The following is a 19,808-nucleotide window of genomic DNA, read 5'->3' on the forward strand; positions in this document are numbered from 1 at the left end:
ATATCTTTCACAGATATGTCTAAGCACTACAAAACATACAGAATTTTCTCAAAAACATATTAGAATTAATTTTAATATTAATTAACCCATTTTTAAGAAAACCAATACCAATGCTACAACCAAACCATAGATAGCTGTTGCTTCAGCAAGCGCTGCACCTAGAAGAAGAGATGTTCTAATTGAACCTGCTGCCTCTGGCTGTCTAGCTATTGCCTCAACAGCTTTACCTGTTGCCAAGCTAATACCTACTCCGGCACCAATACCTGTAAATGCTGCAATAGCAGCTGCTATTGCTATTATACTTGTTCCTGTCATGATTTCACCCCCTTATTCTAATGCCTCTGAAATGTATATAGAAGTTAAAAATGAAAATACATATGCTTGAAGAATTCCATCAAACAAATCGAAATATAAACTGATTACTGCAGGTGCAAATATTGGCAATGCCATATAAATGAGTTCCATTACTATAAAGGCACCCAATATATTACCAAATAAACGTAATGCCAATGAGGTTGGTTTTATTACATAGTCAAGAATATTAAAAGGTAACATTACTGGTGTTGGCTTAACAAAGCTCTTTAGCCAGCCACCTGGTCCCTTATATCTTATTCCAGCATAAATCACAACACAAATTGACATTATTGCCAAACATATAGCAACGTTAATATTTCTAGCGGGAGGTCTAAGCTTAAAACCTTCCTCTCCACCTGGTATTATATTGAATATAGAGACTGTATTTGCTAATACCAAAAAAAGCAACACAGTACCAATATATGGCGCAAACGCCTTCCAGTGGTGCGGCCCAATTGCATCCTTTACCAAATTATTAATAAATTCTACTATGATCTCTGCAATGTTCTGTTTCTTATTTGGAACTAATGAAAGATTTCGAGTAAGAAAAATAGCAAGTATAATCATGACTGCCATTATAATCCACATAGTCACTACAAGATCTGAAACAGGAATTGTAAAGCCAAATAATTTGATTTCAAAAGCTGTATGGGACTCCATTGCATGAGTAAGTTTTTCCCCCACTATATCACCTTCTCTCCAAATTGATTTTTTGTAATGCCTAACGCCTCAGTTATAGCATTAATAATAGTTACAATTACTATTGAAAGGGAACCTATCAATGCCGCAATAAATGTATAAATACCAAAATTTAAAGATAACACAACAATTATCCCAATTATAATCAAGCCAAACACATAAAACATAAGGCTTATTACAATTGCGAATGTTTTGTTTGAATTTTTACTCAGATATTTTATCATCGACTCAAGTAACCAAAATCTTAATAGTGAAAAAAATGAGCCTAATGTCAAAGCAATTATCATAGGTATTTTTTGATATTTACTAAAAAAAAATACTATAATTATTAAGATGTACAAAATGCACACTCTTTTAATAAAAAACTTCAAAATATTACTCATAGTCAAATTTATTGCTCTTTTCTTCTCAAAAAGTAGTTAAGTTTTCAGTTTAATATTACGATATCTATTTAGGTCATTTTATATGCATGTTAAGCTGGCATAAAGTGGATACCATTAAATTATTTTTAATGATAGCACACAGAATTTACTAAAGCAATATTTATTATTATTTTTAGCGAAAGCAAATTCTAATATTCGACATTAATCTTTTTGATAAATTGCGAATATTGCTAAACCAAAACAGCATTTGTCGATAAAATATTTAATGCTATTTAATGCTTATGAAGCTTTTTGTATCGCTATTATTATTTTTTTGTACAAAAGAAATTATACTTTCAGGAGTGGTTACTTATGGATATTACAAGTATTATTGGTTTGATTGTCGGCTTTGGAGGAGTTATATTAGGCTATTTGGAAGAAGCTCATTTTGACTTTTCTATGCTCAAAAACTTATGGAACCCAGCAGCTTTTTTCATTGTATTCGGTGGAGGCTTTGGTGCAACTCTTTTGGCCTTTCCTTTGTCAGAGTGGAAAAAGTTAATTTCAACAATTAGTATGATATTTACTCAAAAAGAATACAACGAAATAGATATAATAAATGAACTAGCAGACCTTTCTGAAAAAGCCAGAAAAGATGGTTTGCTTAGCTTAGAACAGGATGCACAAACTAATAACAATGATTTAATACGAAAAGGACTGGCATTAGTTGTTGATGGTATCGAAACAGAAGTTATCAAAGACATCCTAGCCAGAGAAACCTCTCTTCAAGAAGAAATTTATGAGTCAGCGGCAAAGATTTGTGAATCAATGGGTGGTACATGGCCTGCAATGGGTGTTTGCGGTACAGTTATGGGTATGTTAAACATTCTGAGAGATCTTAGTGACCCATTAGGTCTTGGTCCAAAAATAGCAGCTGCTTTCGTTGCAACATTTTACGGTATTTCAACTGCTAACCTTTTATGGCTACCATTTGGTAATAAAATAAAAGTAAAAGCTGAACGTGAGACTATGATTAATGAAATAATTATAGAAGGTCTTTTATCAATACAAGCTGGTGAAAATCCAAGAATTATTAAAGAAAAACTAAACTTAAATCTAATGGAAAAATTACATGGAGGAAAGAAGAAGGGCGAAGCTACAGCTGAAGAAGGAGTTGAAGCATAGACATGGCAAAAAATAAAGTAATAAAAGATAACTCTGAACGTTATCTTTTAACATACGCCGACTTGATGAATCTATTACTAATACTTTTTATTATACTCTTTGCTTATAGTCAGGTAGATACTCAGAAGTTTCAACAGCTTTCCCAATCTCTTGGTGCAGCTTTTGGCAATGGTTCACCACCATCTACAATAGCTGGTGGTGCATCAGGAAACTCTCTTATCAACTTTCCTGCGACAATGCCATCACCTGTAATACCTTCAACTATGGAAGATAGTCAGTATGAAGCTGCAGAAGATGCAATATCTGGTATAATCAGAACCGGAGGAATGGAAGGCGATGTTAGCGTTCAAATGACAGAGAGAGGTATAAAAATGTCTATTGACGCAACCTTTGCTTTTAAATCTGGTAGCGCAGAACTTGAAAAAGAAGCCAAAGAAAAAATACTTGCTATAGGTAAAACAATCTTAAGTAAAATGCCAGATAAGCATATCCGTATTGAAGGGCATACGGATGATGTACCTATTAGCAGTGCAAAATTCCCTTCTAACTGGGAGTTATCAAGTAGTAGAGCAATAAATGTCCTAAAATTGTTGGTAAATGAAGTAGGTCTTAAGCCTAATCTTGTATCGCCTGTTGCATATGCTGATACTATGCCTATAGCGCCAAATGATTCTGATGCAAACAGAGCAAAGAACAGAAGAGTTGATATAGTTATTTTAAGAGACTCCTTCAGTTCAGGAGAAGCTGGTTCAGACGCCAACATAACTGTAAACGAAACTGATAAATAAAAACTTTGTAAGATAGCAATTAATCCTAATTAAAATAAACCAAAATATATCAGCCTTGTATCTAACACTATTATAAAATAGTATGGATACAAGGCTGAATTTATTTTACTCAACTTTCATTTATACACTAAACTTATACACTAAATTCCTCTGGTTTCACATCAGTTATTCCAAAATGGAACAATAATGCATGTACTATTCTTTCAGAAGCATGTCCATCACCGTATGGATTTACCGACTTTGCCATTCTTTCATAGTCTTCCTTATCATCTAACAGCTTTGAAGCATGTTCAACAATTTCGTGCTCCACAGTTCCTGCAAGCCTTACTGTTCCAGCCTTAACTGCCTCAGGTCTTTCAGTTTCTTTTCTAAGCACAAGCACAGGTTTACCAAGGGTAGGAGCCTCTTCCTGAATTCCTCCAGAATCAGTCATTATCATATATGACCTTGCCATTAAATTGTGCATATCCTGTACGTCTAATGGCGGTATCAAATGAACCCTTTCTTTATCACCTAAAATTTCTCGCGCTGTTTCCTGAACAACTGGATTTAGATGTACTGCATAAACTATTTCTACATCCTCATAATTGTTAACTAATGTAGCCAATGCACGGCATATATTACGTAATGGTTCACCTAAATTTTCTCTTCTATGAGCAGTGACAGCTATAACTCTCTTATTATTGAAATCAATACCTCTAAGGTCTTCGCAATCAAATATATAGTTATCCTTCACTGTTGTCTTTAATGCATCATTTACAGTATTACCTGTTACATATATAGCATTCTCGTCAATTCCTTCTCTTATCAGATTTGCTTTATTTGTTTCAGTAGGTGCAAAATGAATATCTGCCATTGAACCAGTAAGCTTTCTATTCATCTCCTCAGGATAAGGCGAATATTTATCAAATGTTCTTAAACCAGCTTCTACATGTCCAATTGCAATTTGCTTGTAAAAAGCTGCAAGACTACTAACAAAGCAAGTTGTTGTGTCTCCATGAACAAGCACTATATCCGGCTTCTCCTTCTCTAATACTTCATCTAATCCTTCTAGTGCTCTTGTAGTGATTCCTGTCAATGTTTGTCTGCTCTGCATTATGTTTAAGTCATGTTTCGGTGTAATTTCAAATATATTAAGTACCTGATCAAGCATTTCCCTATGCTGACCTGTAACGCAAACAATGGAATCAATAATTTCGCACTTTTCAAGTTCTTTTACGAGTGGAGCCATTTTTACCGCATCCGGTCTGGTTCCGAATATTGTCATTACCTTAAGCCTCTCCAACTTTCTACCTCCAATTAAAGCCATTCTGCAAGGATTATGCAAGCTATGGCACTCTTTGTTTTTATTAGCATTCATCTCTGTCATATACATAGAACCGCATATTACAAATACTGCAACTGCTACTACTAATATTATTGCACTAATTGGTCCCTTATAATCAAGTACAACCGCACATAGTCCCAATGCCGCACTGGCCACATATATAACCGCAACCGACTGCTTCTGTGTAAGTCCTACATCAATAAGTCGATGGTGCAAATGACCTCTATCAGCAGCCATAGGTGACTTACCGCTGGCAATTCTTCGCAATATGGCAAAAGCCGTATCAAACAAAGGTAATGCAAGGACAAGTAAAGGAACCGCTACAGCTATTGCTGTATATTGCTTGTATGTTCCCTGTATCGAAATTGTTCCAAGTATAAATCCCAGAAATGTAGCACCTGTATCACCCATAAATATTTTTGCGGGATTAAAATTATATGGCAAAAAGCCTAATGTAGCTCCAGCCAACATAGCAGCTAATACTGCAGTACTTATATCAGAATCGGTTCTTATAACAGACACAAAGAAAAGGGACATCAATGCTATCGAAGACACTCCTGCTGCCAATCCATCTAACCCATCAATGAAGTTTATTGCATTTGTAATACCTACTATCCATATTATAGTTATAAGAAATGAACTCCATGGCTGTAATTCAGAACGTCCTACAATTGAAAAAGGGTTTGTGATAAATTCAATTCTCGTACCAGTTACTGCTACTATTACTGCCGCAATAATCTGTATTGGGAATTTCAGCTTCGCACTAAGTGCCTTTATATCATCAATAACACCCATAACAATAATTATTATACTTCCAATTACCATCCCAACAAATCTTTGGTCAAAATTAATTGAGGTACCCATATGAAAAAGATTTGAACTTATAATACAGAAAAGCAATGAAATAAAAAATCCAGTAATTATTGCCAAACCACCTAATCTGGCAATGGGCTGCTTGTGCATTCTTCGGTTATCCTTTGGAATATCTACAGCTCCTACTTTAAAAGCGAGACTTTTAGCTATAGGCGTTGCCGAGAATGCGACAATGAATGCAAGAATAAAAGAAATAAAATACTCATATACACTGGTCATTTAATTTATACACCCTCTTGTTCTTGAAACATTATAATTCATATATACTACAAATTGTCTAAACATCAAAATAGAGGGAGGTAGCATACTCCCTCTGGATAATTAAGTTTTAAAATAAAAGTATAATTATCAAATGGTTTTCAGCCACACTAGTCAAGTACCTAACCTTAGCAAAATAATAAATGAGACTGCATTGGCTATAATAGCGCACATATCAGATTTTCAAGTATTTTTGTCATAAAAATCACTACGCCTAAATAAGACTTTTTGAAGTCTTACGCAACTACCAGTGGCTATTTATAATTAACTACTTCTATCCCAGCTTCGTTTAGTAGCGTCATTGACAACTCGTCAGGGTATTCTCCGCTAAATACTATTCTAGTTATGCCTGCATTAATAGCCAGTTTAGCACAAAGTACACATGGCTGATTAGTTACATAAAGAGTAGCACCATTTACACTTGTTCCGCTATATGCAGCCTGTACAATTGCATTTTGCTCAGCATGTATAGCTCTGCAAAGTTCATGTCTCTGTCCTGATGGTACGTTTAGTTTTTCCCTTAAGCAGCCTATTTCCGAGCAATGTTTGCATCCTACAGGGGCACCATTATACCCTGTTGCAAGAATTCTCTTGTCCTTAACAATAACAGCTCCCACTTGTCTTCTAAGGCAAGTAGATCTAGTCTTTATCAGTTCAACAATCTGCATAAAATACTCATCCCAAGATGGCCTCATAAATCCCCCTACACTTAATTCAGTTGTTTTTTATCAACAAATCGCCTATCAAAGCTAATTAGTTTAACGGCATAAACCCAATCTACATTTTTGATAGCTTGATTATAAATCGCACCATATAATCACGCTATCAAAAGGCACTTGTAAATTTTGTTATAAAAATCTTTAATGTTATCATCAAAATTCTAATAAAATTTCTCAAATCTTCAAAAGCTGCTCTAAAAGGTTATACTCCATTTGACAGCTGCATTCCAATATACCTTATAACCACAAAATCACTTGTGGTCACATAAACTCAACTAAAAACTCAGCTATTTGTAGGAACATTTTATTTTGAGTTTTTATTTGGTTCCAAATAATCTGTCGCCCGCATCACCAAGTCCTGGAATAATGTATGCATGATCATTTAACTTCTCATCTACTGCTGCACAATATATAGATACATCAGGATGATCTGCGCGTATTCTTTCAATACCAGATTTTGCTGCTATTAGGCACATTAATTTAATGTTTTTTACGCCTCTGTTTTTAATAAACTGAATAGCAGCTGATGCTGATCCACCTGTAGCAAGCATAGGGTCAAGAACAACTATCTCTCTCTCCTCAACATCTACAGGAAGTTTGCAATAGTATTCAACAGGTTGTAGTGTTTCAGGATCTCTATATAGACCTATATGCCCTACCTTTGCCATAGGCAACAAATTCAGCATACCATCAACCATTCCTAAACCAGCTCTCAATATGGGTACAATGCCAAGCTTCTTGCCGGATATTACTTTTGTTTTTGCAATTCCTACAGGAGTCTCAATTTCAACTTCTTTTAATGGCATGTTTCTTGTAACTTCATAGCCCATAAGCATTGCTATTTCAGAAACAAGTTCCCTAAATTCCTTTGTATCAGTGTTTTTATCCCTTAATAGTGATATTTTGTGCTGAATCAATGGGTGATCAAATATAAATACGTTTTCCATTTTAAATTCCTCACTTTGAAATATTATATTTTTTTTCAATATTTGAAATCTTATTTACCCTATTTCCGTGCCTTCCACCTAAAAACTCAGTGTTCAGAAAGGTTTCAATGATATCAAAAGCAACCCCTGGGCCTACAACCCTTTCACCTATTGCCAATATGTTTGCATCATTATGCTGTCTGCTCATTCTTGCCATATAGCTGTCTGTACACAGAGCAGCTCTTATTCCCGGAACCTTGTTAGCAGAAATGGATATACCTATTCCTGTACCACATATTAAAATACCCTTTTCACATTCTTTACTGCTCACTGCCTCAGCTACTGCTTGTCCAAAGTCCGGATAGTCAACAGAATTACAGGAATTTGTACCAAAGTCCTTAACCTGAAGTCCTTTTTCTTCTAGAAACTTTATTATGTCTGCTTTTAATAAATACCCTGCGTGGTCACTACCTATTGCAATCATAATTCCTCCAAAAATAATTAAATATACTGTCTTCAAACCATAACTGCACATTTTTGCATAATCAATTTAAGGCAAAACCAGCAAATTACGTCCTCAAATTCTGATTCATACATCTTTATTTATTTTATAGTATAAACTATCACATGTCAAAAAAATATAACACATAAAATTTTTAAGCTAATTTTTTTATCACCGCTTTTACACATTCATATATTTCTTTTGCACAGTTCTCATATATTGAATACTGCAATCCATAAGGGTCACTTATGTCAATGGAATAACTGTCTTTTTCAATATTTGGATATACGTATTCCTTCAAAGTAAATATTTTACTGCTCATATCTGGAAATTTTGTCTTTATAATGTCTCTATGTGCTCTTGTCATTGTTAACAAAAGGTCACCCTGTAAAACATCCTGAGGACTTAGCATTTTTGCCTTATGAAGGGAAATATCAATATCCCACAAATTCTTAAGGGCATTTATCGAATGCTCTGAAGCAGAATCTCCATCAAAAGCATATATTCCCCTTGATATAGCTTTAAAATTTACTTTCCCTTCTTCTTCACTTGCTACAGCCCTAAAAATCCCCTCAGCCATACAACTTCTACATGTATTGCCAGTACATACAAATATAACATTTATATCTTTTTTATCGTTATTCATATAGCCCTCCAAACTCAACCTTTGCAGATGTTCATCAGTAATTCCTTGAACTGAAACACTTACTATCTTTAGTCAGCTTGAATAATGTCATAGCCAGCAGCCTTTATCATTCTATTCATTATAGCCAGCCCTACGCCATCCTCGTCTACTGTTTCAGCTAAAATAACTTCAATCCCCATGTCATCAAATTCACGCAAAATAGAAAATAAATTTGCTGCAATAGTTTCAGGCTTGTCTCTATTACCCATAGATAAAACTTCATATCCCCCGTATCTGTTTATTGTTTGGTCAGTAGCACAAACACCAACCTTTTTGCCCTCTTGCCTTTTATTTTTTGCTAAATCAAGTATTTTTTTCACTTGATTGTCCATATTCCTGCTTCTAATAAGAGTCACATGAGCCTTAGGAGAATAATGCTTATATTTCATACCAGGACACTTAGGTACATTATCTATATTTAGCCTTTCCAAAATGGTCTTATCAATTTCTATATGTCCAATAATTTCCTCTATTTGCTCAGGAGTTACTCCACCAGGTCTCAAAAGCATAGGAGGTTCAACTGTCATATCAAGAACTGTCGACTCTAGCCCAACTCGTGAACTGCCAGCATCAACAATCATTTCTATTTTCCCATCTAAGTCCTGTAAAACATGCTGTGCAGTTGTCGTGCTAGGCTTTCCGGATACATTTGCACTTGGAGCTGCTACAGGAATTCCAGATAATCTAATGAGTTCACGCGCAACAGGATGCTCAGGCATACGAATAGCTACGGTGTTAAGTCCTGCTGTTATTATAGAAGGTATTATTGAACTTTTTCTAAATACCAATGTCAGCGGACCCGGCCAAAGCTTGTCCATCAAAGCAACTGCTTTTTCGGAAATACTTTCAGTAAGTTCATAAACCTCCTCTTTATCAGCAATATGCACTATAAGAGGGTTATCTGAAGGTCTCCCCTTTGCTTCAAATATTCGTTCAACAGCAGCTGAGTTCAAAGCATTTGCACCAAGCCCATATACCGTTTCAGTAGGAAATGCAACTATTTTCCCTTCTTTAATTGCTTCGGCCGCGATATTTAATTTATTTTTATCAATATGTTCTGAATCAATTTCAATAATCTTTGTAACCATATATTATTTTTGCCCCCGAATCGTCTGGTATCGTCAAGCTAAAAGTCAATTAATATCAGCTTTAATCTATATTTACCACCACATACACTTTCAACAATTTATATTTGTATCTCACTCATTAATTTTAATTTTGCAAAATCATCACACTATAAAATCAAACCCAAGGTTTCTATGTGTCACACCATGTTTACATATAGCTTGTTTCCAACTGAACGAATAGTGTTAAATATTTGACTTAAGATAGCTTAATTTATATAAAATTTGCTTCCTCCAAGCTGCTTGTCAAACATTAAAAATACTAAATGCAGCTTATATGTTAATAAAATCAACTATGTTAGTGCTAGTAACTTTGCTTAACTAACCTATAGAAATGGATATTAATTTTTAATTAATGACTTGTATTAAGTACACTTATTACGCAAGTTAATTAATTTAACATTGTCACTATTATACCACATACAATTCCTAATATATTGCCCATTGATGACATTCTGCCCAAATATATTCTTTTAGATTCAGGTATTAACTCTGCAAATATAACATATAACATAGCCCCGCCTGCAAATCCCAAACATATCGCAATAAATTGCTGTGATATATGACCTAAAGCGGCTCCTATTAACGCTCCCAATCCCATAGGTACACCTGATAATATAGTTATCAGGAACGCTTTCAAAGCAGAGAAGCCCCCTATTTTCATAGGCAATGCCATAGCTATTCCCTCTGGAATATCATGTATGGCTATTACTATTGTAAGTGTAATTCCAAGGGATAAGGATGCCTCAAAACCAGAGCCCACTGCAAAACCTTCAGGTAAATTGTGAAGGGCTAATCCTATTGAAACCAAAATCCCTGCCCGAAGTAAATTTGAGTTTCCTCTAGTATTTTTAACTATACTCAATTGCTTAATTAAATCATCTATTAATATAATTACCAATAGTCCTAAAATAACACCTAACATTGTTAAGTTCAATCCTGCTATTTTTATAGCCTCTGGTATTAGTTCAAAGCAAACAACGGCTGTCATAAGTCCTGCTGAAAATTCAAGGATAGTACTTAACAATCTATGACTAATATTTTTATCCACAAAAAAGGCTATCAATCCACCAATACCTGTACCGGTAATGCCTGATATCAAGCCAACTATTGCTATTTTCAATATATATTCCAATGGAAAGCCCTCTTTTATAGTAAGTCCTATAAAAATACTATTCCTAGCCCCTTTGGATTATTATTAATTCTTTAAATTTTAAAATACTTGTTTTATCCTATAATTAAATTCCTATATTTTAATCTTTATCTTAATGTTACTCTTAATCTTCATCATCACTGCCGCTGCCTAATTTTTCAGTTTGCTCAGTAGTTATAAGTGCATCAATTAATTCATCAAGGTCTCCGTCTAACACCTGATCCAGCTTGTAAAGTGTAAGATTTATTCTGTGATCAGTTACTCTACCCTGCGGATAATTGTAAGTTCTGATTCTTTCACTTCTATCACCACTGCCAACCTGATTTTTTCTGTCCTGAGCATATTCAGTTGTTTGTTGCTGCTGAGCAATATCATATAACTTAGATCTGAGAACCTTCATTGCCTTATCCTTGTTCTTATGCTGAGAACGCTGATCTTGACAAGTAACAACAAGTCCGCTTGGTATATGTGTTATTCTAATAGCCGAACTAGTCTTATTTATATGCTGTCCACCAGCACCACTCGCTCTGAAAGTATCAATTCTCAAATCGTTAGGATTTATGTCAATATCAACATCCTCAACCTCAGGTAATACCGCCACAGTAATTGTAGATGTGTGAATACGTCCGCTTGACTCAGTTGTTGGAACTCTTTGTACTCTGTGTACTCCACTTTCAAACTTCAGTCTGCTATATGCGCCCTTACCCTCGATAGAAAAAATTACTTCCTTGAAACCACCCAGTTCGGTCGGATTTTCATCTAATATCTCAGTCTTCCAATTCTGTCTCTCTGCATATCTTGTCAACGTTCTGAAAAGAACGCCTGCAAATAATGCAGCTTCTTCACCGCCAGCGCCTCCTCTTATTTCAACAATAACGTTTTTATCATCATTAGGGTCTTTTGGAAGCAGCATTATTTTTAACTGTTTCTTAATAACCTCAAGCTTCTCTTGTGCTTCTTGGAATTCAAGCTGTACCATCTCATGAAAATCCTTCTCAAGATTTTCATTAAGAAGAGCTCTAGCCTCTTCAATATCGCTAGTAATCTTTTTGTACTCTCTAAATTTTTGTACAATTTCCTCTAAGTCAGCAAATTCCTTCATTAATTTTTTATATTCATCTTGATTATTAATAACATCCGGGTCACTAAGCTTATGGCTTATTTCCTCATATCTGTCCTCTGCCACCTGCAGTTTATCAAACATAACATCCTCCAAATTCAAGATTACTCTCTTATACTCACATTAATTGCATAAAACTAATTAAAAACAACTTATTTTCACAATTTATTAAATAAAACAATTATGAGCACAACGCAGCGGTTTTCCTCAAACCAAAATTTTTAGCCGCTGGTAATTTACTTTATATTTAAGTAAAAAAATAATATCTTATACGCAATTAAGTATTATATCATGAACATATTTACTGTGCAATTGTAATAAAAAAACAGCAGTCAAAATATCGTTTGCCCTATTTTCCATTTATTCGTATAACAGGAATTATTATAATACAACCTATAACGAAAGATACTTATCTGCATGACTCCAATGAAATATTCCTATAGCTTCCATAGCAAACGTGTTTTGAGTTTGAATGCAAAAGTAGTGCTGTCAATAGCGCGGGCTCAATTATAAAATCAAAAATTATTTAAAAACTGGACGTGTTCAGAAACCGTATAAATGGTATAATTTAACACGCCCATATAATATATAGAATTAAAATAGAGCATGAAAGCGGTTAGCCTACACACTCTATTATCTTAATAAATTTATGGAAATAATTCTATCTAAAATTAAAATTATGGATTTTATAAATATTAATCTATTAGTAAACTTAATTATATCAGGAGGTCTGAGATTCAGAAGGGGGGGAATGCTATTCTGAATCCCAGAGTGGAATTACTTAACTATTTCAATTTGTCCATTCATAGTCTCACCGGTAATTATAACCTTGTTGAGTCCTCTTTCAAAATCCTTGCTTTCAGCTTCAACGAAGCTTCCTGCTTCACCTCTGCGGTTTACATTATGATACACTATCTCAGGTATAAGTAAATTAATAGAACCATTACTTGCATGTGCTTTTACTTTGTACATTCTGCCGTCTAAGTCATTCATATTAATCTTGATGCCACCATTTGAAGTCTTTAAGAACATATTCATGTCTGTATTTTCATCAATATTTTGTGCATTTTCTATCACAATTCTTCCATTTATAGTTACCGCACTAATATCCTGCACTTTTATATGCTTTATATCTATAACCGCATTAGTAGTATTTATATCTATTTTGTTCCCAATAATGTAGTTCATCTGAACCCTGCCATTCTTGGTGTTTACAGCTATTTTGTCGCTGTTAACTCCCATAAGTTCAATATGAGCATTTTTTGTAGTTGCTGTAATTTCTTCAGAAAGTGAATCCTCAATATAAATCTTGCCATTTGAATTTTCTATTTTAATTGATTTAAACCTAAGATCAGGTATAAAAATCTCATATGAAACACTGACATTCATTGCAGTACTGTTCAATTTAAGCGCTATTGCACTGGGGTCATCAACAAACGAAACTATACCTTCTCCGTTTGGAGCTGTACTTTTTATTCTAGCGATAACCTTCACGCTAGGGTCAAGGTGTTTCTTAATGGTGACAGGTCCATTAATTGCCGAAATATCAAAGGTAGCGCTTTGTGCAGGAATAACTTCAAAATTCTTTTGAACGGTTTGCAAATTCCCGAAAATATTGAAGGAATTTGTATCTACAAAGCTTCCAACATAATCAATAATCTTATCAACTATTCCAAATGTTGTTGCTGCAACGTTCTTACCTATTTTTTCAGCCTTATTTGCAAAATCATCAATCATATTGTCAAAATCAGCTTGACTATAATTGTTTTTAAATTCTTTTTTCCAATTGTTTACTCTTTCTCTAACCTTAGCAGCCTCATCCATAAATCCGTTTTGCCTTTGGTTATAATTTCTCTTGTAATTCTCAGACGACTCTTGTTTTGGTTCTTGATCTAATGCAGCTAATAATTTTGCCGCTTCTTCACTTGTTATCTTCTTTTCTTCAAGCATTTTTAATATTAATAATCTTTCTTCACTAATAACCATCATTATTCCTCCCAAAAAATATCCATAATAGAAATCATTCTTACTTCATTAGCTCAACTGCTTCTTCAACAGTAATTTCTCCTGCATTGAGCCTATCAAGAATTTCCTTGTTCTTGCCAGGAACATATGCCTCAGGCTCTCCCTTGTGTCCAAGTGCTGATGCAACATCCTCCAGCTTGTTCTTTACTGTTGGGTATGAAATACCAAGTTCTTTTTCAACCTCTTTAATATTTCCTCTACATTTAATGAAAATATCCAAAAATACCTTTTGCTCATTTGTAAGTTTACAGAATTTGCAAAGAGAAAAGTGTCCTTCAATTACTGTATCACAACTATTACATGTAATTTTTGATACCTCTGTTTCTCCTCCACAAACCGGACATTTGCCCATTGCTTCTCTTGCCATAATAACCTCCTACGCCCACTTTGGGCACAATATTTTGATAAGAATTTTTGAAGAACCTCTGTTCAAGAAAAATCACTACACTCAGTTCTTAAGCTCAATTCGAATTTTCTTAATTTAGAATCTCTTCTTAATTAGAATCTTCCTCATTTGAGTTTTCTTGATTTTAGTTTTCTTGATTTTAGTTTTCTTATTTTTAGTCTTCTTCATTTGAAATTTCTTGATTTAATTTTTCTCAATTAAATTTCTTTAATTTAAATTTCTTTAATTTAAATTTCTTTAATTTAAACTTCCTTAATTTAAACTTCCTTAATTTAAACTTCCTTAATTTAAACTTCCTTTATTGGTAGTGTATCACCATCTAGGGTCACCAATTCAGCTTTAGTTCATTTTTTCTTATAATAAATATTTCAATTCAATAAGTTTCTTTATTAATTTTCTTTATTAAGTTTCTTTAATAATTTTATTTAGATTTTAATTTTTTTAAGTTGATAATTAATATTTTTAACTTATATACTTATATTATGCCTAAAGTTAATAATTGTCAACCTATTTTTTTAAAAAATAATAAAAATTTTTAATTAGATTATTAATTTTTATAATACATTGATTAAATAATTTAATTTTACATAGTCAAAAAGAACCAAATAGCGCAGATTTATATACTTTCTTCATAGTTGACAGTTTTTGATTTTTCTATCATCTACTAAAAGTAACATATCAGTTAGCACCATCTGGTTCTTTCAATTATAAATGAAGCTTATATTTACAGAGTTTATTTCACACTAGGGGGTACGGACGATCTATTGGACAACTAAACTGCTATAATAAGGCTTCGCCGATACTCCATTGTGCTAATATTTATTAGTTATTTAATTTCTTGGCTGCCTTTACCTTTACTATTCGTTTACCTTCAAGCTTTAGCACCTTAAATACAATATTCTCAGTTTCTACAGTAGGATATTCATCTTTTTTTGGTATCCTCCCCAATAAATCCATAATAAAACCGCTTAAGGTGTCAAAATTGTCGTCAGGTAAGTCCTCATCAAGTACTTCTTCAACCTTATCAAGGCTTATTGAGCCATCAAAAATGTAGGTATTATTATCTAGATACTCATATTCAAAATCCTTTTCCTCAATATCATATTCATCAAAAATATTGCCCACAATTTCTTCAACTAAATCCTCCATTGTTACAATTCCGGCAGTACTGCCATATTCATCTATTACAACAGCCATTTGCACCTTGTGTTTCTTAAGTTCTGTAAACAAATCATCAGTCTTTTTGGTTTCAGGAACAAAATATGGAGTACGGATTATTTTTTCTAAGCAAAACTCCTTCTTGTCCTTCTGTATAAATTGGATTAAGTCTTTAACATGAAGTATTCCTATAATGTTATCAATATTTTCTTTATAAACTGGTATTCTGGTATATTTTTCTTCATCAATTACTTTTGTAATATAATCCAATTGAGCATTGGCCGGAATACTAATTATATCAGGCCTCGGAGTCATTATCTCTGATACACGCTTATCATCAAACTCAAATACATTGTCTATCATCTCTTTCTCTGTATCTTGGATAACACCCTTTTCCTCTCCTACCTCCATCATCATTCTTATTTCCTCTTCAGTAATTCTTTCATCATCTTCAGCAGAAGGATTTCCACCTAATAATTTAATAAAAAAGTTTGTTGAGGCAGTAAGAAATTTTACAAAAGGACTAGTTACCTTAGAAATTGCCATCAATGGACCAACTGCAATTTTTGAAAAGAAATCTGCCTTTTGCATTGCAACTCTTTTGGGTATAAGTTCTCCAAAAACTAACGTAAAGTACGAAAGTATTATTGTAATGATTACCATGCTTATGCTTCTAATTATAGATTCATCTATTGGTAAATTTAATTTCATTACTAATGCTACCAAATCATCTGCAAAGCTCTCTGTAGCAAAAGCACTTGCAAGAAAACCAGCAAGAGTAATTCCAATTTGAATTGTAGACAAAAATTTCCCAGGTTCACTTAAAAATGTGTATAGCTGCTTTGCTTTTTTGTCACCTTCCTCAGCTTGCTTTTTAATAAGCTTATCATTTAGCGAAATTAAAGCAATTTCAGCCCCTGAAAAAAATGCATTCAACAGAACCAAAACAATAAGTAAAACAATCCTAGTTATCAAATAATGTACCTCCAAATAAGCTATATTATTAAATTATAGCTTTGTTTATTATAGTTTAACCTTTTTTACTATACTAAAACGTCTTTTCTATGTCAATAAAGGATATAGCAAACACAATAATACAACTCATTGTCACCATTTTTTAAAATTTGTTGCCTAATGGTTCCACTTTGTGATAATATAAAAACAAATAAGATATAATAGATATCGAAGGGGATGTCCTATGAATACTTTAGGAAAATATATTTCTGAACAAAGAGCATTCAAAAACCTTTCCATTAGAAAGTTAGCAAAAATAGCTAATTTAAGCCATACAGAAATATCCAGACTGGAAAGCGGAGAGCGAAAAAAACCATCACCCTTTGTTTTAAAAGCTATATCCCATGCTCTTAATATAAATTTTGAAGAACTAATGAGAACTGCAGGCTATACCGATGATGCAGAAAACGTTTCAGGGTTACCTCTAAAGCTTTATAAAATACAATTCCTTAATGAGAAGGAAATAGACGAGGTAAGCAATTTTATAGACTTTTTGCTCAGCAAGCGCAATCAACACCATTAAAGTAAAAGTTTTGTCTTAATCCAGTTTATGTGAAAAAATTATTATTTTAACCTTAGGTAATAATAAATTAATACTAGTTTGAACTCAAACATCCGCTTTAATCGACAAAATATCTAGCAGCTGAGCTTGCACATTTTACAACTACACATATTTACATTTTTAGAACTAAGGACAATTGATTTGCCTTTATCCTCATTTATAAAGGGCTGAGGCTATTTTGAATAATCTTAAAAATATAAAATTGCTCCTATATTCTAGCAAGCGAAAACACATACAATAATTGTATTTAGTTAAACTTTCTTGAAATTGTCAAAGCTTTGTACTACTTAATATATAATCATTAATAAGGAGAAAGGAAGTGGATCGTATTTGAATGTATTAGTTGAAAAGGTAAAAGAAGTTCTGTCATCAGTACTTCCAATCACAGTCATTGTTTTAATACTGCATTTCATTGCAACACCCCTTGAAACCCCAATTCTAATTAGATTTATTTTGGGAGCATTTTTAATAGTTTTAGGCTTATCTATATTTTTATTCGGTGTAGATATAGGCATTACTCCTATTGGTAACCTAATGGGTTCAAATCTTACCAAAACCAACAAAGTTTGGATTGTAGTTGTTACAGGAATATTCCTTGGATTTTTAATTTCTATTGCTGAGCCCGATTTACACATTCTAGCAGAACAAGTAGATTTTGTGACATCAGGTTTAATATCTAAACTCAGCATCGTAGTAGTTGTTTCTATCGGAATCGCTCTTTTACTTGCATTAGGATTAGTTAGAATAGTGTATAATTTCCCTTTATATAAAATGTTAACCATTTTATATTTAATAATACTTGTTTTAGCACTATTTACTTCCCCAGAATTTTTGGCAATTTCTTTTGACGCATCTGGCGCAACCACTGGAGCTTTAACAGTTCCCTTTATTTTGGCATTAGCAATTGGTACCTCAGCTTTGAAAAAAGATAGTAAGGCTTCAGAAAAAGATAGTTTTGGTTTGGTTGCTATTACATCTACCGGTGCTATAATAGCAGTTATGATAATGAATATTCTGTCAAAAACAGATAAAATGACTGGAACTCTTGATTTTAAACTGCCTGAATCAGACTCAATTATAGCAAATTTCATTAAAGAAATACCTTCTACATCAAAAGAGATATTTATAGCACTCCTTCCTATGCTTATATTATTTTTAATTTTTCAAAAATTATCCTTTAAATTAAGTAAAAAAGCATTTATGAAGATTCTAAAGGGACTTGTGTATACTTTTATTGGATTAGTGCTGTTTTTAGTAGGTGTAAATGCTGGTTTTATGGATGTTGGCAGTATCATAGGTTATAAGCTGGCTTCCTTTGAAAACAAGTCAATTGTTATTATTGTTGGCTTTATATTAGGTTTATTAACTATATTGGCAGAACCTGCTGTCCACGTTTTAACAAATCAGATTGAAGAAGTAACCAGCGGCTATGTTAATAAAAAGCTTGTATTGATTGCACTTTCAATTGGCGTTGGCTTTGCAGTAGCACTTTCAATGATAAGAATAATAATTCCTGAAATTCAACTATGGCATTATCTCCTTCCCGGTTATATAATATCTATAGCACTGACATATTTTGCACCAAAATTATTTGTAGGTATTGCTTTTGACTCAGGGGGAGTTGCTTCTGGACCTATGACAGCAACCTTTATATTGGCATTTGCACAAGGTGCCGCTGACAGAATCGAAGGAGCAAATGTATTAGTTGATGGATTTGGTGTAATAGCAATGGTAGCACTTACTCCGTTGATTGCTTTACAAGCGTTGGGACTTATCTACAAAGTAAAGTCTGTAAAAGGAGGTATTGAAAATAGTGGAAAACATTCCTGATAATAAATCTAATGAGCTTGAATTATTATTTTTGATAGTAAACGACGGTATGGGCAGTAAAGTCGTTAAAAGCGCAAAACAAAAAGGAGTTTCCGGAGGTACAGTTTTTTTAGGAAAAGGAACTTCTAGAAATCACTTGTTAAAGCTTTTAGATTTATCCGATATAAAAAAAGAAATTGCACTAATGATAGGTGAAAAGACAGTAGCTAATAATGCTCTCATTGCGCTAGATAAAGAATTCCGTTTTGATAAACCCCATCACGGTATAGCATTTAGCGTCCCTGTTAGTGGACTTTTTGGAACAAGAAACTGCAGCTATTATAACAATATGGAGAATAGAGGTGTTAAAAATACCATGCATAAGGCTATTTTTGTAATTGTAGATAAAGGCAAGGCTGAGTCTGTTATTGATGCTGCTATAAAAGCAGGCTCTAGAGGTGGAACTATCATTAATTCAAGAGGTTCTGGAATTCATGAGACAAGTCGTCTTTTTTCTATGGAGATCGAACCCGAAAGGGAAATTGTGCTAATTGTTGCAGAAACCAGTAAGGTTGAGCCAATTACTACATCAATAAGGTCAGAACTAAAACTTGATGACCCTGGTAATGGAATACTGTTTATTATTGATGTAAACGAAACTTATGGATTGTATTAAACTTCCTGCTCGAGGTATCTTCAAATAAAATTTGAATTATACTTGATAATCTAAAAAAGTGTTTAAAAAAACTATGCTGAAAA

General features: G+C 33.4%; 19 protein-coding genes and 1 pseudogene. 5 read left to right on the forward strand and 15 right to left on the reverse strand.

Going from position 1 to position 19,808, the window contains the following annotated elements; genetic code table 11:
* Positions 1-81: 81 nt before the first annotated feature.
* From atpE to EHE19_RS19880, 3 genes are read right to left on the reverse strand one after another with little or no spacing between them, the layout of a single operon-like run.
* Positions 82-315: an ATP synthase F0 subunit C gene (gene atpE / locus EHE19_RS17760; protein WP_137697434.1), complete on the reverse strand. Its 234-nt coding sequence runs from the start codon at positions 313-315 to the stop codon at positions 82-84.
* A gap of 12 nt (positions 316-327) precedes the next feature.
* Positions 328-1,038, reverse strand: coding sequence for a F0F1 ATP synthase subunit A (locus EHE19_RS17765; protein WP_137697435.1), 711 nt, complete (start codon positions 1,036-1,038; stop codon positions 328-330).
* Entirely contained in the window at positions 1,038-1,178 is a 141-nt protein-coding gene (locus EHE19_RS19880) for a hypothetical protein (RefSeq protein WP_244648279.1), read from the reverse strand. The genes EHE19_RS17765 and EHE19_RS19880 overlap by 1 nt, the downstream gene beginning before the upstream one ends.
* Positions 1,179-1,787: 609 nt before the next feature.
* Here EHE19_RS19880 and EHE19_RS17775 point away from each other — a divergent pair.
* Together EHE19_RS17775 and EHE19_RS17780 are read left to right on the forward strand one after the other, a co-directional pair.
* Positions 1,788-2,600: a motility protein A gene (locus EHE19_RS17775; protein WP_137697436.1), complete on the forward strand. Its 813-nt coding sequence runs from the start codon at positions 1,788-1,790 to the stop codon at positions 2,598-2,600.
* A 2-nt stretch (positions 2,601-2,602) separates the two neighbouring features.
* Positions 2,603-3,388: an OmpA/MotB family protein gene (locus EHE19_RS17780; protein WP_137697437.1), complete on the forward strand. Its 786-nt coding sequence runs from the start codon at positions 2,603-2,605 to the stop codon at positions 3,386-3,388.
* Positions 3,389-3,521: 133 nt separating this feature from the next.
* Here EHE19_RS17780 and wecB read toward each other — a convergent pair whose 3' ends face one another.
* The 12 genes and pseudogenes from wecB to EHE19_RS17835 form a co-directional block, all read right to left on the reverse strand.
* Entirely contained in the window at positions 3,522-4,673 is a 1,152-nt protein-coding gene (gene wecB / locus EHE19_RS19885; RefSeq protein WP_280513978.1) for a non-hydrolyzing UDP-N-acetylglucosamine 2-epimerase, read from the reverse strand.
* 405 nt (positions 4,674-5,078) lie between these two features.
* A pseudogene (locus tag EHE19_RS20080) lies at positions 5,079-5,807 on the reverse strand (glycosyltransferase family 4 protein); the annotation flags it as partial.
* Positions 5,808-6,100: 293 nt separating this feature from the next.
* Positions 6,101-6,541 carry a deoxycytidylate deaminase gene (locus EHE19_RS17790; RefSeq protein WP_137697439.1) on the reverse strand — a complete coding sequence of 147 codons (441 nt, stop codon included), beginning with the start codon at positions 6,539-6,541 and terminating at the stop codon, positions 6,101-6,103.
* A 341-nt stretch (positions 6,542-6,882) separates the two neighbouring features.
* On the reverse strand, positions 6,883-7,512 hold the full coding sequence (gene upp, locus EHE19_RS17795; RefSeq protein ID WP_137697440.1) for a uracil phosphoribosyltransferase: 630 nt from the start codon (positions 7,510-7,512) through the stop codon (positions 6,883-6,885).
* Between the two features lie 10 nt (positions 7,513-7,522).
* The gene (gene rpiB, locus EHE19_RS17800; RefSeq protein WP_342343351.1) at positions 7,523-7,978 is read right to left on the reverse strand and encodes a ribose 5-phosphate isomerase B; all 456 of its coding nucleotides are present in this window, start codon (positions 7,976-7,978) and stop codon (positions 7,523-7,525) included.
* A 169-nt stretch (positions 7,979-8,147) separates the two neighbouring features.
* Positions 8,148-8,639, reverse strand: a complete 492-nt coding sequence (locus EHE19_RS17805; protein ID WP_137697442.1) for a low molecular weight protein arginine phosphatase — start codon at positions 8,637-8,639, stop codon at positions 8,148-8,150.
* A gap of 68 nt (positions 8,640-8,707) precedes the next feature.
* The gene (locus tag EHE19_RS17810; RefSeq protein WP_137697443.1) at positions 8,708-9,766 is read right to left on the reverse strand and encodes an L-threonylcarbamoyladenylate synthase; all 1,059 of its coding nucleotides are present in this window, start codon (positions 9,764-9,766) and stop codon (positions 8,708-8,710) included.
* 427 nt (positions 9,767-10,193) lie between these two features.
* Positions 10,194-10,937: a ZIP family metal transporter gene (locus tag EHE19_RS17815; protein ID WP_137697444.1), complete on the reverse strand. Its 744-nt coding sequence runs from the start codon at positions 10,935-10,937 to the stop codon at positions 10,194-10,196.
* A 142-nt stretch (positions 10,938-11,079) separates the two neighbouring features.
* Complete coding sequence (gene prfA, locus EHE19_RS17820) at positions 11,080-12,159, reverse strand: peptide chain release factor 1 (RefSeq protein ID WP_137697445.1); 1,080 nt, start codon at positions 12,157-12,159, stop codon at positions 11,080-11,082.
* 693 nt (positions 12,160-12,852) lie between these two features.
* On the reverse strand, positions 12,853-14,064 hold the full coding sequence (locus EHE19_RS17825; protein WP_244648280.1) for an SHOCT-like domain-containing protein: 1,212 nt from the start codon (positions 14,062-14,064) through the stop codon (positions 12,853-12,855).
* Between the two features lie 37 nt (positions 14,065-14,101).
* The gene (locus EHE19_RS17830) at positions 14,102-14,467 is read right to left on the reverse strand and encodes a DUF2089 domain-containing protein (RefSeq protein WP_137697446.1); all 366 of its coding nucleotides are present in this window, start codon (positions 14,465-14,467) and stop codon (positions 14,102-14,104) included.
* An 861-nt stretch (positions 14,468-15,328) separates the two neighbouring features.
* Positions 15,329-16,639, reverse strand: coding sequence for a hemolysin family protein (locus EHE19_RS17835; protein ID WP_137697447.1), 1,311 nt, complete (start codon positions 16,637-16,639; stop codon positions 15,329-15,331).
* 223 nt (positions 16,640-16,862) lie between these two features.
* Here EHE19_RS17835 and EHE19_RS17840 point away from each other — a divergent pair, with 223 nt between their 5' ends.
* The 3 genes from EHE19_RS17840 (at position 16,863) to EHE19_RS17850 (ending at position 19,725) form a co-directional block, all read left to right on the forward strand.
* The gene (locus tag EHE19_RS17840; RefSeq protein WP_137697448.1) at positions 16,863-17,201 is read left to right on the forward strand and encodes a helix-turn-helix domain-containing protein; all 339 of its coding nucleotides are present in this window, start codon (positions 16,863-16,865) and stop codon (positions 17,199-17,201) included.
* A 369-nt stretch (positions 17,202-17,570) separates the two neighbouring features.
* Positions 17,571-19,070 carry a DUF1538 domain-containing protein gene (locus tag EHE19_RS17845; RefSeq protein ID WP_137697449.1) on the forward strand — a complete coding sequence of 500 codons (1,500 nt, stop codon included), beginning with the start codon at positions 17,571-17,573 and terminating at the stop codon, positions 19,068-19,070.
* The gene (locus EHE19_RS17850; RefSeq protein ID WP_342343330.1) at positions 19,054-19,725 is read left to right on the forward strand and encodes a P-II family nitrogen regulator; all 672 of its coding nucleotides are present in this window, start codon (positions 19,054-19,056) and stop codon (positions 19,723-19,725) included. Before EHE19_RS17845 ends, EHE19_RS17850 begins: the two co-directional genes overlap by 17 nt.
* Positions 19,726-19,808: the final 83 nt, after the last annotated feature.

It is taken from the genome of Ruminiclostridium herbifermentans (genome assembly GCF_005473905.2).
GTDB classification, from domain to species: domain Bacteria; phylum Bacillota; class Clostridia; order Acetivibrionales; family DSM-1351; genus Ruminiclostridium; species Ruminiclostridium herbifermentans.

Coding starts and splice junctions, on each gene's coding strand:
- atpE (WP_137697434.1), bottom strand. CDS start 315: ATGACAGGAACAAGTATAATAGCAATAGCAGCTGCTATTGCAGCATTT.
- EHE19_RS17775 (WP_137697436.1), top strand. CDS start 1,788: ATGGATATTACAAGTATTATTGGTTTGATTGTCGGCTTTGGAGGAGTT.
- EHE19_RS17780 (WP_137697437.1), top strand. CDS start 2,603: ATGGCAAAAAATAAAGTAATAAAAGATAACTCTGAACGTTATCTTTTA.
- EHE19_RS17790 (WP_137697439.1), bottom strand. CDS start 6,541: ATGAGGCCATCTTGGGATGAGTATTTTATGCAGATTGTTGAACTGATA.
- upp (WP_137697440.1), bottom strand. CDS start 7,512: ATGGAAAACGTATTTATATTTGATCACCCATTGATTCAGCACAAAATA.
- EHE19_RS17805 (WP_137697442.1), bottom strand. CDS start 8,639: ATGAATAACGATAAAAAAGATATAAATGTTATATTTGTATGTACTGGC.
- EHE19_RS17810 (WP_137697443.1), bottom strand. CDS start 9,766: ATGGTTACAAAGATTATTGAAATTGATTCAGAACATATTGATAAAAAT.
- prfA (WP_137697445.1), bottom strand. CDS start 12,159: ATGTTTGATAAACTGCAGGTGGCAGAGGACAGATATGAGGAAATAAGC.
- EHE19_RS17825 (WP_244648280.1), bottom strand. CDS start 14,064: ATGATGGTTATTAGTGAAGAAAGATTATTAATATTAAAAATGCTTGAA.
- EHE19_RS17830 (WP_137697446.1), bottom strand. CDS start 14,467: ATGGCAAGAGAAGCAATGGGCAAATGTCCGGTTTGTGGAGGAGAAACA.
- EHE19_RS17840 (WP_137697448.1), top strand. CDS start 16,863: ATGAATACTTTAGGAAAATATATTTCTGAACAAAGAGCATTCAAAAAC.